The organism is Marinobacter sp. AL4B (assembly GCF_019916045.1).
Classification (GTDB): domain Bacteria; phylum Pseudomonadota; class Gammaproteobacteria; order Pseudomonadales; family Oleiphilaceae; genus Marinobacter.
This window is the reverse complement of record NZ_JAILWZ010000013.1, coordinates 562,536-577,190: the sequence shown is the minus strand read 5'-3', so window position 1 is coordinate 577,190 and position 14,655 is coordinate 562,536. Positions and strand designations below refer to the sequence as shown.

The window sequence follows — 14,655 nt, the reverse complement described above, 5'->3', positions numbered from 1 at the left end:
AGGTAAATCCGAATGTAGTTGCAGGCTGTGGGATTGTGCGTGACATGATATGCTTTGCGCCCCGTTATTGTCATGGCAGCGGAGGATCACCAGCAATGCTCAAGGGAAACTTTTTTCGAGGACTGGGCTACCTGGGAGAGGGGTTCAGGCTGATTCGCCAACCCGGCCTTAGGCTGTTCGTGATCATTCCACTTGTGATCAACGTTCTGTTGTTCGGACTATTATTTTACTTTCTGGCTGAATTATTTGCGGTAATGATTGCCGGCGCTATGGCGTGGCTGCCTGATTGGGCCTGGTTGCAGGCTTTGGACTGGCTGTTCTGGCTACTGTATGGCGTGGTGATCTTGCTGATGCTGGCCTACGGTTTTGTCATCATCGCCAATTTGATTGGCTCACCTTTCTATGGCTATCTCGCCGAATTAACGGAAAAACATCTCACCGGCCAAGAGGTCAGCACTGAGGGGAGTTGGGCGGCGATCGTGAAAGACGTTCCCCGGGCGCTCTGGCGCGAACTGCAGAAAATAGCCTATTACCTGCCCAGAGCTCTAGGGTTGTTCATCATCGGCCTGATCCCTGTGGTCAATCTGGCAGCAGCAGTGCTGTGGTTCCTGTTCAATAGCTGGATGATGGCCCTGCAGTACGTGGATTTTCCCGCCGATAATCACAAGGTCAGTTTCCCCAAGCTGCGTAGAGATCTTGCGGCCAGCCGGCTGTCGGCTCTGGGATTTGGCTTGCCGGTCGCGCTGGCAGCCATGGTGCCCATACTGAACCTGATTGTTGTGCCGGCCGCCGTATGCGGCGCAACCGCCTATTGGGTTCGCGAAAACGATTCAAAACATCAGTAATTTCTAGCGGAGGTTTCTTGGACACATCGGAATTTGCCATCGGTCAGCGTTGGGTTAGCCACAGTGATACGGCTTTGGGGTTGGGAATTGTTACCGACATCTCCGGTCGCCGAGTCACGCTGGGGTTTCCTGCGGCTGATGAAGAACGCACATACGCGATCGATAACGCACCTCTTTCGCGAATTGTGTATCAGCTGGGTGAGGATATAGAAACCTTTGATGGCAACAAATATACCGTGCGTGCCGTGGAGGAAGTGGGCGGGATTCTGATGTATCACGCCGATGACGGCGATGAGATTGTTCAGGTTTCTGAAGTAAAATTGGCGGGTTCGGTTAACTTCTCGGCACCTCACCAGCGTTTGTTTGCCGGCCAGTTCGATCGCAATGGCGCTTTCCGTTTGCGGGTGTCCACGTTAGAGCATCAGGATCGGCTTCGGGCTTCTGCAGCTCAAGGGCTTATTGGTGCTCGTACCCAACACTTGCCTCATCAGCTGTACATCGCCCATGAAGTGGCTCGTCGCCACGCGCCACGGGTGTTGTTGGCAGACGAAGTGGGTTTGGGTAAAACCATTGAGGCTGGTCTCATTCTGCACTACCAGTTGCATACCGGTCGGGCACGCCGAGCGTTGATTGTGGTGCCGGATTCATTGGTGCACCAGTGGTTGGTAGAAATGCTTCGTCGGTTCAACCTGCGGTTCTCGATTGTTGATCAAAGTCGTTACGATGACATCAAGGCTCAGGAAGACGATGTTGATGCGCTGGTTAATCACATTTTCGGTGACGAAGATGATGGTGAAAACCCGTTTGAATCAGACCAGCTGGTTCTTTGCAGCCTGGACTTCCTGGTGAATAGCAAGAAGGCCCGTGACCACGCTTTGTCCGCGGGTTGGGACCTGATGGTGGTAGACGAAGCTCACCACTTGGCGTGGGCGCCAGAACAAGCAAGCCCAGAATATGAAGTGGTGGAAGAACTGTCGACGGCCAGTAAAGGGCTGTTGTTGCTGACCGCAACCCCGGAACAGGTCGGGATAGCCAGTCATTTTGCTCGCTTGCGCTTGCTGGACCCGGCCCGTTTCCACGATTTGGAAGCGTTTCGTTCGGAAGAGCAGCAGTACGAAGCCATCAACTCGGTGGTGCGGCGCTTGCAGGCATCGCCAGATCAAATTGCCGAGGATGATAAAGCAGCTTTGGCAAACTGGTTAGGCGATGAGCTGGGCGCACTGCTGGAGCGGGGCGAGTCGCATCAAGCAGTTATCGACGCTTTGCTGGACCGTCACGGAACCGGGCGAGTGTTGTTCCGGAATACCCGTGCCGCGATTAAAGGTTTCCCTGAACGCCAGCCGCTGCCAGAACCTCTACCTTGCCCGAAACTCTATGAAGAAACCCGTTACGGCGATGCAGGGCTGACACCGGAGCAAACAGCCGGGGAAGAGCAGTGGTTGGCGGAAGATCCACGCGTGGCCTGGCTGGAGAAAAAACTGGCCAGCCTGCGCCCGGCGAAAGTCGTCGTCATCTGTGCTCGCGCCGATACGGCCATGGCGCTGGAAAGCTATTTGCAGCTACGGGCGGGCATCCGTAGTGCTGCCTTCCATGAGCACTTGAGCCTAGTCGAGCGGGATCGTGCTTCGGCCTACTTTGCAGATACTGAGCAGGGGGCCCAAGCGCTGATCTGTTCGGAAATTGGCAGTGAAGGCCGAAACTTCCAGTTTGCCCATCACCTTGTGTTGTTTGATTTGCCGGCAAACGCCGATTTGTTGGAACAGCGGATTGGCCGTTTGGACCGCATTGGTCAGACCGAAGCTATCAAGATTCATATCCCCTATCTGCAGGGCACCAGCCAGGAAGTTCAGTACCGTTGGTTCGAGGACGGCCTGAATGCCTTTGCGGAAAGCTGTGCCGTGGGCGTTGCGGTACATGAACACGTCAGTAACGATTGGCAGAAGGCCCTCGACGGAGATCAGGCAACACTGGAGCCGTTGCTGGCGGCCAGCGCCGACGAAACCAAGCGCTTGAAAACACTGTTGCACAACGGGCGGGATGCGCTGATCGAATTAAATTCCTGCCGCCGGAATGAGGCAGAAGCTCTGATCGCCGAGATCGAGAAAGAAGAAGGATCGGCGCAGGTGCGCGATTACATGGTGCAGGCCTTCGATATTTTGGGTGTCGATATTGAAGACCACAGCGAACACGCAGACGTGCTTAAACCCGGTGAGCAGTACCAGTCTGGCCACGTCTCTGAGCTACCGGAAGACGGCCTGACGGTGACCTGGGAGCGCGAACAGGCGTTGCAGCGTGAAGATATGGCGTTCATAAGCTGGGAGCACCCGATGGTGACGGGCGTGATGGACTCCGTCACCAGTTCCGGTTTGGGCAAGGCAGCACTCGCTAATTTGTCCGTCAAAGCTCTGCCTCCGGGAACTCTGTTGCTGGAAGCGGTTTTTGCTGTGCATTGCCCGGCCCCTGAGAGCCTGCAATTGACCCGTTACTTGCCGGTGTCGCCGCTGCGGTTGGTGGTAGACGTTAATGGTCGTGATTTGTCTAAGGCTTTGCCTCATGACCGTTTGAATGAATTGTGTTCGAACATTCGTCGGCGTACGGCACAGGCTATCGTGCCCAAGATCCGGGCTGAGGTGGAAACCATGGTGGATCACGCAGAGCGGCTGTCTGACCCGCACCTGACACCGCTGAAAGAGCAGGCGCTTGCTCAGGTTGAAGCGGGTTTCGAGCCAGAAATCCGGCGCCTGGAAGCATTGCGAAAGGTCAACCCGGCGATCCGCGATGAGGAAATCGACTTCCTGCGTGACCAGTTGGCCGCAGCGCGCGAAGCCGTAGGTCATGCCAGCTTGGCGTTGGAAGGCATTCGAGTGATTGTCACATCGTGACCTAAACCGTGAATTTGCTCTCGTGGTTATCTAGCGCAAGCACACCTGTTAAGGTAAGTTGAATAGACGAATCATTAGCCAGAGCCTTGGGTCAATACGACAAAGGCTTTAATCCATGGAAGACAGAGAGAACCTAAAATGACCTTGATTCTTTTCCTGGCGGCACTAGCCGGCTTGCTCTTTGTAATGCGTCGAGAGTCGGGTGCCAAACACGCTATTGGCGTGATGTTGGTCGTGGGCGTGTTATCCCTTTTTGTTGGCTCCGGCTGGCTAAGTTTGGTGCTGTTCGTTGGTGCCGCCATCACCGCAGCCGCTGGTTTGCCGCAATTCCGCATCAATTGGCTGACACCGCGGGTGTTTGCTACGTTCAAAAAGGTCGCTCCCAAAGTCTCGGAGACCGAGAAGGTCGCTTTGGAAGCCGGCACAGTAAGCTGGGACGGTGAGCTGTTCACCGGTCGCCCGGATTGGCACAACCTGCTGATTAATCGCCACAGTGGTTTGAATGAAGAAGAACAGGCCTTCGTGGATAGCCAGTGCACGCAAGCCGTGAGCATGTGTAATGCGTGGGATCTGGCCGTTGAGCGTGCAGATCTGCCCAAAGAACTGTGGGATTTTCTGAAGAAAGAAAAGTTTTTCGGCATGATTATCCCGAAAGAATACGGCGGCTTGGGATTCTCCGCGAAAGCACAGACGGCCGTGCTGCAGAAGTTGGCTGCCAATGAAATGTTGATGGTGACCGTCGGTGTGCCAAACTCTCTTGGGCCGGGCGAATTGTTGCTGAAGTACGGTACGGAAGAACAGAAAAAACATTATCTGCCGCGTCTGGCCGATGGTCGCGAGATTCCCTGCTTCGGTTTGACCGGCCCTCGTGCCGGCTCTGATGCTACGTCGTTGCCTGACACCGGTATTGTGTGCAAACAGGAAGTTGACGGGAAAGAAGTGCTGGGTATCCGCCTCAACTTCGAGAAACGCTGGATTACCTTGGCTCCGGTGGCCACGGTGGTTGGCTTGGCGTTCCGAATGTTCGACCCCGATGGTTTGTTGGGTGAAACCGAAGATCACGGCATTACCTGTGCGTTGATTCCTCGTGATACCGATGGCATGGAAATTGGCCGTCGCCATTGCCCGATTGGTGCGCCGTTCATGAACGGGCCAATCAAAGGTAAAGATGTCTTCATCCCACTGGACTTCATCATTGGTGGTCAGGAAATGGCAGGCCAAGGCTGGCGTATGCTGGTTGAATGTCTGTCGGTCGGTCGTTGTATCACGCTGCCATCCGGAGCGGCCGGTGCGGCTGCCTACTCGGTTGGTACCGCAGGCGGCTTTACCCGTGTTCGCCGCCAGTTCAATACCCCAGTGGCTGAAATGGAAGGCGTGCAGGCACCTCTTGCGCGAATTGCCAGTAAGACCTACATCGCACAATCTGCGGTTAATCACACGGCGAACATGATTGATAGGGGTGAGAAACCGGCAGTGCCGTCTGCCATCCTGAAATATCACCTGACCGAATTCCAACGCGACATTCTGACTGACGCCATGGACGTACACGGTGGTAAAGCGGTCACACTGGGGCCCCGCAACTATCTGGGCATTGGCTACAGCGGCATGCCGGTGTCGATCACGGTGGAGGGTGCCAACATCATGACCCGCAGCCTGATGATCTTCGGGCAGGGTGCCATTCGTTGCCACCCGTATGTTCTTAAAGAGCTGGCAGCCAAAGACAACGATGATTTGAAGGCCTTCGATGAAGCCTTCTTTGGTCATGCCGGGTTGATCTTCGGAAACGCCGCTCGTGCCTTTACTCAAGCCTTTGGTATCGGTAAAGCGGATGTGCCCCTCGACAGTGCTTCCAGTAAATACGCTCAAGCGTTGGCGCGCTTCAGCTCTGCGTTTGGGCTTTGTGCCGATGCAGCGATGTCCACGTTAGGTGGCGAGCTGAAAATGCGTGAGCTGTTGTCGGCTCGATTGGGCGACATGCTGGCGAACTTGTACCTCGGATCCATGGTGCTGAAGAATTGGCATGAAGGGCAGCCGGCTGAAGGCGAAAAAGAGTTGATGGAATACAGCATGATCTTGCTGTTGAACCGTACGGAAGCCGCGCTGGATGAGTTCCTCAAGAACTTGCCAAATCGACCGGTGGCGATGGCGTTGCGGGTGATCACTCTGCCGCTTGGCCGTTGCTGGGCGGAGCCGAACGACAAGCTGACCCGGACGCTGGCTCAAGCCATCTCCAAAGATACGCCGTTGCGCAACAAGTTGCTGGCGGGTGCCTGGACCACTGACGGAGAAGGCGAGGTGCCAAATCCTGTGGCCCAGTACAACCATCTCCTGAAGGATTACGACAAAGCGGAGCAGCTGTACCGGAAGGCCACTAAAGCCTACGCCAAAGGTGAGCTGCCCATGACGGCCTTGCATCCGGAAGAGCGTTTCGAAGCGGCTCTTAAAGCAGAGGTGTTCACCCAGGAAGAAGCCGACTTCATGCGGGAGTATGAGTCGCTGGTGCTTGAAATGTTGACCGTAGATGACTTCCCGTTCGATGAGTTTGCCCGTAACAAGGACACTCTTATCGACCACAACCCGGCTTGAGGAATTAAGCCGAGATGTGGTTGTCTGCCCTTGCCGTGAGTGTTGGCGCCGTGATTGGCGCCAACCTTCGTTGGGTATTGGGGCTTTGGCTCAATGGGTCTTATCATGCCGTACCTTGGGGTACCTTGGCCGCCAACCTGGTTGGTGGCTGGCTTGTCGGCGTATTGATTGGCTTTTTCACTCATAACAGTGCGCTGGCACCGGAATGGCGTTTGTTTGCTATTACCGGTTTGTGCGGTGCCTTGACGACCTTCTCAACCTTTTCTCTGGAAATGTTTGGAGCGCTTCAGGAAGGTAAATGGGCGGTAGCCTTGGCCGGCATCTTGTTGCACGTGATGGGCTCCATATTAATGACCGCTTTTGGCTTCTGGACCTTCGCTTTGCTTAAAGGCTAACGCCAGAAAATAGGCCGTTTTCTGCCCGTATATCTTTACCTACACAAAATCTCACGAAGACTCTTGGCAAGCCCGATATTCCAGAGTAGAGTGTTTACTGAAGGAAAGATTAGCAAAGCAGTTCATGAATAAGACGTACCTCCGCAGTTAGTAGTGCCGTCCTGTTTTTGATCCCGCGAGTTCAGTTTTTCCGTATACACGCTGATCAGCACCAGAATGGTGTGTGGCAGCAGATAAAATGATTGATTTCAGGAAGTTTACGTATGTCTACTGTTACCGGTACTGTTAAGTTCTTCAACGAAGCTAAAGGTTTTGGTTTTATCACTCGTGAAGGCGGCCCGGACGTATTTGTTCACTACAGCGCCATTCAAGGCTCAGGATTCAAGACTCTGGCCGAAGGCCAGCAGGTAGAGTTCACCGTGACTCAGGGCCAGAAAGGTCCTCAGGCGGAGAACGTTGTTCCTCTGTAATCTGTAAAGATTCAGGCACAACATAAAAAGGCAGCTTCGGCTGCCTTTTTGCGTTTCCAAGGAAAGAGAAAAAAATCGATGTCGCGTCGGCTGCAAAGAACCAAATGATCTGACCGCGCACGGCTATGAACTAAATAGAATCAAATGCGCCTGTTGCGCCCGCGGTTCTTGACTATAGTTAAGACTACAAACGGCAGAAAGCTTGAGTAATCTCGGGTGCCGTGTGTCCCGATACTAACAACAGTAAAATGCGGGGTAGTTTATGCTGCTGTCTCATGCGTTCGGTCTCTTTACCCATCCTGGCGAGGAATGGGCATCGATACGTAAAGAACATGAAAGTCCGATGAAGCTCTACGTGGCCTATGTGCTGGCATTAGCCGCCATTGCGCCAATCTGCGCCTATATCTCCACTGCTCACTTCGGTTGGACGATCGGCAACGAGCGTTTGATCAAGCTAACCGAAATCAGTGCCTTACAGTTGAGTGTTCTAACCTATGTAGCGATGTTGGTCGGTGTGTTCGCGCTGGGTTATGCCATTAACTGGATGGCTAAAACTTATGGTGCGAAAGAAGAATACGTACCTTCCAATGGTGTGGCACTGGCTGCCTACTCTTGTACCCCTATGTTTCTGGCAGGCTTTGCTCTGCTGTATCCCGTTCCATGGTTTAACGCCTTTGTCTTTTTGGCGGCTGCCGCTTACAGTGCTTGGTTGATGTACGATGGCCTACCCATCGTTATGGGCATCGAGAAGGATCGGGCCGTCATGTACGGCGGAGCGTTGTTAACGGTTGCCTTAGTGATCCTGGTTTCGACACGAGGTGGTTCGGTTATTCTATGGAACTTAGGAGCCGGTCCGGTTTTCATCAGCGGTTGATTTTGATTTGTAGTGTGCGGCACCTCTAAGGACGGAAGTGCTTGCTTGGGTTGGGGCAGGAATCGTTATAGGATGATGGCCTAACACTCAATTTTGAAAGGAATCAGATAATGAGTAAGCCGATTGTCCTATTGGGTGATCTCGGCATGGATCACGCCGGCTTTCCGCCAACACCCGTTATTGCAGGTTCTCCAGATGTCTTGGTTGATGGCAAACCCGTTGCCCGGCTAGGTGATCCTTTAGCGCCCCACTCTAAGCCTAAACATCCTCCCCATCCCCGGGCAATTGCAGCAGGCTCGGCGACCGTCATGATCAATGGGCAGCCAGCCGCAATCACCGGCAGCGCCGTGTCCTGTGGGGGCGTAACCGTCGGTAGCGGCACCGTTCTCATCGGCAATTGACGGTTTACTGCGCCACCGACGATGCTGCGGGTGCGGACGATCCGGCTTTTGTTGACCAAAGCGGGTAAGGAATGCCCGCTAGCCGGTTCATGGCAAAAGCATGAGCGATCAACAAGGCGACGCCTGCCATCAGGACAGGAAGCTGGGCAGGGTTTGGCATTAATCCTAAAGATACGATCAATGCCGTTGCACCCGCGGGTGGGTGCGCAACATTAAACAACACCATCAAGCATCCTGTTAATCCGAGCGACAGCGCCGCTGCACCGACACGAGGCAGATCTACGCCTGTCAGAAATGCCGACGACTGTTCTTGCAGGCCAAACAGATAAAGACTCAGCAAACCCATTAACGCACCAATCAAATGACCACACAACGTGTTCTTAGGTGACGCGGGTTGAGCCATGGGGACGTAAAAAAGGATAAAGGCAGTCGCACCCAAGGACGGGAAGATGAAGGCTTCCTGAGTAACCAGAGCGACAAACGACACCAGCGCAATACTGAGACCGCCATTAATAAGGTTGAAGCCGGCCAACACAGTTGTACGACTGTATTTTTGTGCCAGATTTTCCAGATGAAGCGCTTTCAGCAGCCCAGTGGCGAGTTGCCAGCGCAACCTTTCATTACGAATACCCATGCTTATTCCATTGCACCAAAAGGGTGCGCAATAGTACGGCTTGTCGAAAATCAAAACAAACAAGGATTTCCGATAACGCTTAAGGGGGTTATGAATAACCCTACCCCGAGACTGCGCCAACACGTCAGCATTGATATAGTAGCCACCCTTTAGATGGTGCAAAAGACGGGTTCATAGGGGTATGGGTTGTTTCATGAGATCGTGGTTGTTGTTACTTGTTCTGGTGTCGTTTGCGAGCCATGGTAAAACCTTTGAGGCTCCCAGCCTGGCTTCCGCGAGTGCTGCGGTTTCTCTGGTCGATGACAGCAGTTTATTGGTAGATAAGTTCGCGGACCGGCCCGTACCTGTCGCTTCTGTCACCAAACTGATGACGGCCTTGGTCGTTGTGGAATCAGGTTTGAATATGAACGAATGGCTGACATTCGAAGAGCGGCACCGGCCCGCGGCCGCAAATGCCTGGACTCGCATTCGAATCGGCTCTCAGTTGCGCCGGAAGGATGTTTTGCGGATCGCTCTGATGGCCTCTGAGAACTTCGCAGCTTATACCCTGGCCCGAGCATTCCCGAAAGGCTTTGATGGCTTTGTTGAAGCGATGAATCGGAAAGCCAGAGTCTTAGGTATGACCAATACCCGGTTTGTTGATCCCACGGGGTTGTCGGCGCAAAATATCTCGTCGGCCGCTGACCTTATATTGTTGGCAAAGGCTGCGTTAAAACATCCGCAAATTCGTGAGTATTCTACCAGCGGGTATTTTCAGGCCGAGTTCCGAAAGCCCCGTTATAACTTGTCTTATGGCAATACGAATTCCCTGGTGCACAGTGAGCGATGGGGAGTGAGCCTGAGTAAGACCGGCTATCTCAAAGAGGCCGGGCGGTGTTTGGTCATGGTGTCCGAGATGGACGGAAAAGGTGTGATTACCGTGTTGCTGGATTCGTTGGGTACCCGCTCCCCGATGGGGGATGCCGGTCGCATTAAACGATGGTTGGCGACAGGCGAGCCAGGTTCGGTCGCGAAGGCTGCTAAGCGTTATGAGCAGGAAAAGAACGCTGCCTTAGGCGAACCTAACGGGCAATAGAACGAAGTTCTTCTTCGGTTAGCTCCCGGTATTGGCCCGGCTCCAATGCCGGGTCCAGTGTGATTTCACCGATTTGCAAACGGTGCAGTCCCTTTACGTGATTGCCGGTCGCAGCCAGCATCCGTTTGACCTGATGATACCGGCCTTCGTTTATGGTCAGCTCAATTTTTGAGTCTGAACACATGACCACGGTTGCCGGTAGCGTGAGTTTCTCTTCGTCTTTGAGCAGCACGCCGGTTTCCAGCTTCACTTTGGCCTCGCTTGAAAGCGGCTCTGCCAACAAAACCTGATAGGTCTTTGGGCAATCCCGCCGGGGGGAGGTGACTTGGTGTGACCACTGGCCGTCACTTGTCAGCAGTAACAGGCCGGTGGTGTCTTTATCCAGACGACCCGCAATGTGCACCTTCGAGGCCAACTGGGAAGGAAGCAGATCAACGGCCGTAGGCTGACTGCTATCATTGGTGGCGCTGATGACGCCATCGGGTTTATTCATCATCAAGTAGATTTCACCCGGTAAATGAAGCTCGGAGCCGTCCAGTTCGACGACTGCCTCGTTCGAGGTCTGCATATTGGCTGATTGGACAACCGTGCCATCGACACGCACCCGGCCTTTTGTGATGGCTTTCTTGGCATCTTTACGCGAGAGCTCGGTGCTGGTGGCAAGGTATTGATCCAGCCGCATTAACAGGTTCCCCCTTCCAGAGGCGCACTGAGGGTACGAAGACAAAGGGCGGGTGTTTTGCCGGTGAGCCGAGACCAAAGCACCGGCAGGGCATCCGGATTTAGGGCGGGTCGCGGGAGTTGGCCACTGGGAAGTGCGGTTAGGTCTGAGCCCTGAACTTCGGCCAATGCAAAGGTGAATGGGTGTGCGCCAGGTATGCCTAAGCGGATATCGGTCGCGGTTATCCGCCCTCGGTTAAGCTCGTAATGAAGAAATCCGTCGGTAAACCATTCCAGCCGTTGGGCTTCCGGGAGATTGGAAACTGACTGGGTGAGTTTTGGGTCACGAACGAACCTCTCCAGCGTTAGATCATTATCCCCGTCGAAAAAGCCGGTTACGATTTCCACGCGCATCTCATTGGTGATGGCTGTGACCCGCCACAGTACCGTATTGAATGGCATCGGCTGTACCATTAAGGCCGCATCGTCGAAACCGGCGTCGGCAAGGGCCGGCTTGATCCTCTCGGTGATCAAGTGCTGAGCGCTAACGCTCCACCCCAGATACAGCGATGAGAGCACCAAGCCCAGTGCGAGGGCTTTTGACGCAGGGGGGCGAATGAGAAACGCCACACATCCAAACAGTAAGGGCAGGGTGTAAAGTGGGTCAATGATGAAGATACTATTGACGGCAAGCGGCCTGCCGAATGGCCAGAACAATTGGGTGCCGTAGGTGGTAAAGGCATCGAGCAGCGGGTGGGTAAGCAGCACCAACCCCACTAGCGTCAGCCAGCGCGGGTATGACAACTTCGGTTGCCAGCGCGACAATCCCCATGCAATCAGCAATGACAAGGGGGCCAACACCAACATCGAATGGCTAAAACCGCGGTGTTGGGTAAAGTTTGCTACCGCGGTGCCGTAGTCAATCAGTACATCCAAATCGGGCAGAGTGCCCAGAACCGCGCCGGTCAGCAATGCTGACCGGCCAAGGGTTTTGCCCGCTACAGCGCCAGCAATAGATGCGCCTAAAGCTATTTGAGTGATTGAGTCCATGGCGTCCGGATAACGTCGTTGCTGAAGATGCCGATATTATGCGCGGATTCATTCAGGAGTTCAGCCGTTAGTCGCTATCTCGAGCTTTTGGAGCAACTGCGCCGAGGGAAAGCCATCGGCAATCATGCCTTCAGCTTTCTGGAAAGCGCGAATGGCTTTGCGGGTGTTGGAGCCCAGGATGCCGTCGGCTTTCCCGCTGGGGTAACCTTCGTCGCTCAGGGTTTCCTGAAGCTGGATCACTTGGTCCCGTGACAACGCAGGCTGGTTTTCCGGCGGTGGGTTCTCTAACCCGCCGGCCCCGGCAATCCGGTCGGCAAGATGGCCAACCGAGATGGCGTAGAACTCTGAGCGGTTCCAGCCCATGATGACGCGGAAGTTTTTGTACGCCAAAAAGGCGGGGCCCTGATGTCCCGCCGGAACCACTAACGACGCGTTGATGGGTTCGTCAGCAAGAGCGTGACCGTAAATGTCGGTGATGCCCAGCTGGTTCCATTGGCTCAGTGGCAGTCGGCGGCCATCGGCCAGATTGAAATCGAAGTCACGTGGAATCGACACTTCGCGCCCCCAACGATAATCGCCGTCCCAGCCCATGGATTGAAGAAAGTGGCCTGCGGACATCATGGCATCCGGAAGGCTATTCCAGAGATCTCTTCGGCCGTCACCATCGGCATCAACCGCATGCTTCAAAAAGACCGTCGGCATGAATTGCACATGGCCCATGGCGCCAGCCCAAGAGCCTTCCATCTGTTCAAGTGGGATAGCGCCTTCGTCGATGATCTGAAGCGCGGCAACAAACTGCTTTGTAAAAAAAGTGGTGCGCCGAGGGTCGCAGGCCAGGGTGGCCAAGGCGCTGGGTACCTGCATTTTCCCGAAATAGCTGCCGAAATTGGTTTCAAGGCCCCAAAATGCCAGAAGGTAGGGTGCGGGTACGCCGGTTTCATCGGTTACGCGTGCAAGCAGGTCGTGGTGCTCCTTGAGCAGTTCTCGGCCTTTGGTGATACGAGCTTCGTTGACTCTGCGGTTGAAGTAGTCCGCGAAGGTGGTGGTGAACTCGGGCTGGCGGCGATCCAGTTCAATCACGCGTTCCAGATACTCAACCTCTGCCAATACCGATGTTGCCGTGTCTTCGCTTACGCCCCCTTGAATCGCTTTAGCGTGCAGCGTTTCTTTGCACTCAGCGAAGGCTGTTTCCGTCATTTTAGGCTGGCCGGCTGACTCTGTATCTGCCTGCGCGGTAAGTGACAGAGCCGAGAGGGTTAAAGCGGTAATTGCACGCCGTATTGTCGTCCGTGTCAGGAGCTGAGCCACAGTGAACCTCGTAAGCCATAAATAATGAAATCGGAACAGCCATGGTAGCGTGTTTTCGGAATAAGGAAACATCACCATAAGGCTGGAGAGGTGACAATTGTTTAATCGGGTTTGTGAAAAGCCTTGGGTTGTTGTCCTCTCGGGCTGTTTAACTCGACGTGTTCTCGGGGGCGCGCTCAACCAAGCGCTCGTAAGGGAAGTGGCAGATGAATCTGCTGCCCTCACCGAGGTTACTTTGAATTTCCAGATGGCCATCGTGATTGATCAGAACGTGTTTGACGATGGCTAGCCCTAGGCCTGTGCCGCCAGTACCCTGATGCCGGCTGGGGTCGGCACGATAAAAACGTTCCGTCAGCCGGGGGATATGCACCGGATCAATTCCGATGCCGGTGTCCTTAACCGTCAAGTGAGCCCCGTCCCGGTTGGTGCCCCATATCACCGTAATTTGACCGCCCGCCGGCGTGTATTTCACCGCGTTAAAGATAAGGTTCGAAAAGGCGCTCCGAAGCTGATTGCCGTCGCCCTTAAGCAGGCGGTGTTCGGTGATTTGGATGTCGATCTGGTGGCCCTTCTCGCCACTGAGTGCTTTGGCATCGTTTCGTATCTGGTTGAGCATTACCTCAACATCGGTGGGCACCTGATCGGCGGTGTGCTCGCCGGTTTCAATCTTGGACAGCAGGATCAGGTCGGTAATCAGTGCCTCCATCCGAGACGATTGAGTCTGCATGGTGTGGATCGCCCGACGCCACTTCGGCGGCAACTCCTCTACGTGATCAATGAGCGTTTCCAGGTAACCGCTGATCACTGTTAGTGGAGTGCGCATCTCGTGCGAGACGTTCCCGATAAAATCACGGCGCATTTGCTCGAGTTGAAACAAACGGGTGACGTCTTTGGCCACGATTAAGCGGTCATCATCGCCGAACTGGTTAATCTGGAATTCCAGATGGATGTGCGGCTTGGCGGGCGAATTCAGCTCTAGGGGCTCTGCGTAGTTTCGGGCTTCGAAGTAGGTTTTGAAGGCCGGAGATCGAATCAGGTTATGTATGTACTGGCCGCGGTCAGTGCTGCGCCTGAAGCCCAACAGATATTCGGCGGCATCGTTCCACCACTCCATCTCCCCCCGGGTGTTGGTCATGATGACGCCTTCACGCATGGAGTTGGTGGAGTCTTGTACCCGATTAATGCGCGAACGCAGAGTGTCCTGTTTGCTCAGGTGGCTTTGATGAAGTTTGTGCAGGCTATCGAAAATATGCCCCCACATGCCGATGCTTTGGGGGGGCTCGTCAGACGCGCTGGGATTGCCCAACCACTGGTAGAGGCGGCGGGCCTGTAACAACGTCCACCATAAATAGACCGTTAGCCCGGTAAGCAGGCCGTACAGCGGAACGCCAAAGTACCAGCCAAGCAGGGTGGTGCCGGTGATGCCCGCCAAAATCAGTCGTAAATATCGGGACCAGTTATACTGCATCAATACC

At 54.5% G+C, this 14,655-nt stretch carries 13 protein-coding genes; 8 read left to right on the top strand and 5 right to left on the bottom strand.

The features are described 5' to 3' along the window. Window positions 1-95: 95 nt before the first annotated feature. The 7 genes from cysZ to K5L82_RS12980 all read left to right on the top strand — a co-directional run bounded on the left by cysZ (window position 96) and on the right by K5L82_RS12980 (window position 8,453). The gene (gene cysZ, locus K5L82_RS13010) at window positions 96-845 is read left to right on the top strand and encodes a sulfate transporter CysZ (RefSeq protein ID WP_133007185.1); all 750 of its coding nucleotides are present in this window, start codon (window positions 96-98) and stop codon (window positions 843-845) included. A gap of 17 nt (window positions 846-862) precedes the next feature. Beyond that, window positions 863-3,727: an RNA polymerase-associated protein RapA gene (gene rapA / locus K5L82_RS13005; protein WP_223134431.1), complete on the top strand. Its 2,865-nt coding sequence runs from the start codon at window positions 863-865 to the stop codon at window positions 3,725-3,727. Window positions 3,728-3,865: 138 nt separating this feature from the next. Further along, window positions 3,866-6,313 carry an acyl-CoA dehydrogenase gene (locus K5L82_RS13000; protein ID WP_223134430.1) on the top strand — a complete coding sequence of 816 codons (2,448 nt, stop codon included), beginning with the start codon at window positions 3,866-3,868 and terminating at the stop codon, window positions 6,311-6,313. A gap of 14 nt (window positions 6,314-6,327) precedes the next feature. Then, window positions 6,328-6,708, top strand: coding sequence for a fluoride efflux transporter CrcB (gene crcB, locus K5L82_RS12995; RefSeq protein WP_133007188.1), 381 nt, complete (start codon window positions 6,328-6,330; stop codon window positions 6,706-6,708). Between the two features lie 263 nt (window positions 6,709-6,971). Next, a complete protein-coding gene (locus K5L82_RS12990; protein WP_058341996.1) occupies window positions 6,972-7,178 on the top strand; it encodes a cold-shock protein in 207 nt (68 codons plus the stop codon). A 262-nt stretch (window positions 7,179-7,440) separates the two neighbouring features. Continuing rightward, window positions 7,441-8,052 (top strand): Yip1 family protein, encoded by a 612-nt coding sequence (locus K5L82_RS12985; protein WP_133007189.1) that lies wholly within the window; start codon window positions 7,441-7,443, stop codon window positions 8,050-8,052. A gap of 110 nt (window positions 8,053-8,162) precedes the next feature. Next, window positions 8,163-8,453: a type VI secretion system PAAR protein gene (locus K5L82_RS12980; protein WP_223134429.1), complete on the top strand. Its 291-nt coding sequence runs from the start codon at window positions 8,163-8,165 to the stop codon at window positions 8,451-8,453. Window positions 8,454-8,457: 4 nt separating this feature from the next. On the opposite strand, the gene K5L82_RS12975 is transcribed toward K5L82_RS12980, so the two are convergent. After that, on the bottom strand, window positions 8,458-9,087 hold the full coding sequence (locus K5L82_RS12975; RefSeq protein ID WP_133007191.1) for an HPP family protein: 630 nt from the start codon (window positions 9,085-9,087) through the stop codon (window positions 8,458-8,460). 193 nt (window positions 9,088-9,280) lie between these two features. On the opposite strand from K5L82_RS12975, the gene K5L82_RS12970 reads away from it, so the two are divergent. Then, entirely contained in the window at window positions 9,281-10,162 is an 882-nt protein-coding gene (locus tag K5L82_RS12970; RefSeq protein WP_223134428.1) for a serine hydrolase, read from the top strand. Here the strand turns inward: K5L82_RS12970 and K5L82_RS12965 are convergent. The 4 genes from K5L82_RS12965 to phoR all read right to left on the bottom strand — a co-directional run bounded on the left by K5L82_RS12965 (window position 10,149) and on the right by phoR (window position 14,648). Next, a complete protein-coding gene (locus K5L82_RS12965) occupies window positions 10,149-10,844 on the bottom strand; it encodes a pseudouridine synthase (RefSeq protein WP_133007193.1) in 696 nt (231 codons plus the stop codon). The genes K5L82_RS12970 and K5L82_RS12965 overlap by 14 nt on opposite strands. Next, window positions 10,844-11,872 (bottom strand): metal-dependent hydrolase, encoded by a 1,029-nt coding sequence (locus K5L82_RS12960; protein WP_223134427.1) that lies wholly within the window; start codon window positions 11,870-11,872, stop codon window positions 10,844-10,846. Before K5L82_RS12960 ends, K5L82_RS12965 begins: the two co-directional genes overlap by 1 nt. A 60-nt stretch (window positions 11,873-11,932) precedes the next feature. Then, window positions 11,933-13,069 (bottom strand): lytic murein transglycosylase, encoded by a 1,137-nt coding sequence (locus tag K5L82_RS12955; RefSeq protein ID WP_262492654.1) that lies wholly within the window; start codon window positions 13,067-13,069, stop codon window positions 11,933-11,935. Window positions 13,070-13,328: 259 nt separating this feature from the next. Further along, the gene (phoR, locus tag K5L82_RS12950; RefSeq protein WP_223134425.1) at window positions 13,329-14,648 is read right to left on the bottom strand and encodes a phosphate regulon sensor histidine kinase PhoR; all 1,320 of its coding nucleotides are present in this window, start codon (window positions 14,646-14,648) and stop codon (window positions 13,329-13,331) included. Window positions 14,649-14,655: the final 7 nt, after the last annotated feature.

Coding starts and splice junctions, on each gene's coding strand:
- K5L82_RS12975 (WP_133007191.1), bottom strand. CDS start 9,087: ATGGGTATTCGTAATGAAAGGTTGCGCTGGCAACTCGCCACTGGGCTG.
- K5L82_RS12985 (WP_133007189.1), top strand. CDS start 7,441: ATGCTGCTGTCTCATGCGTTCGGTCTCTTTACCCATCCTGGCGAGGAA.
- K5L82_RS12960 (WP_223134427.1), bottom strand. CDS start 11,872: ATGGACTCAATCACTCAAATAGCTTTAGGCGCATCTATTGCTGGCGCT.
- K5L82_RS12955 (WP_262492654.1), bottom strand. CDS start 13,069: ATGACGGAAACAGCCTTCGCTGAGTGCAAAGAAACGCTGCACGCTAAA.
- K5L82_RS12990 (WP_058341996.1), top strand. CDS start 6,972: ATGTCTACTGTTACCGGTACTGTTAAGTTCTTCAACGAAGCTAAAGGT.
- K5L82_RS13000 (WP_223134430.1), top strand. CDS start 3,866: ATGACCTTGATTCTTTTCCTGGCGGCACTAGCCGGCTTGCTCTTTGTA.
- K5L82_RS12980 (WP_223134429.1), top strand. CDS start 8,163: ATGAGTAAGCCGATTGTCCTATTGGGTGATCTCGGCATGGATCACGCC.
- cysZ (WP_133007185.1), top strand. CDS start 96: ATGCTCAAGGGAAACTTTTTTCGAGGACTGGGCTACCTGGGAGAGGGG.
- K5L82_RS12970 (WP_223134428.1), top strand. CDS start 9,281: ATGAGATCGTGGTTGTTGTTACTTGTTCTGGTGTCGTTTGCGAGCCAT.
- crcB (WP_133007188.1), top strand. CDS start 6,328: ATGTGGTTGTCTGCCCTTGCCGTGAGTGTTGGCGCCGTGATTGGCGCC.
- K5L82_RS12965 (WP_133007193.1), bottom strand. CDS start 10,844: ATGCGGCTGGATCAATACCTTGCCACCAGCACCGAGCTCTCGCGTAAA.
- phoR (WP_223134425.1), bottom strand. CDS start 14,648: ATGCAGTATAACTGGTCCCGATATTTACGACTGATTTTGGCGGGCATC.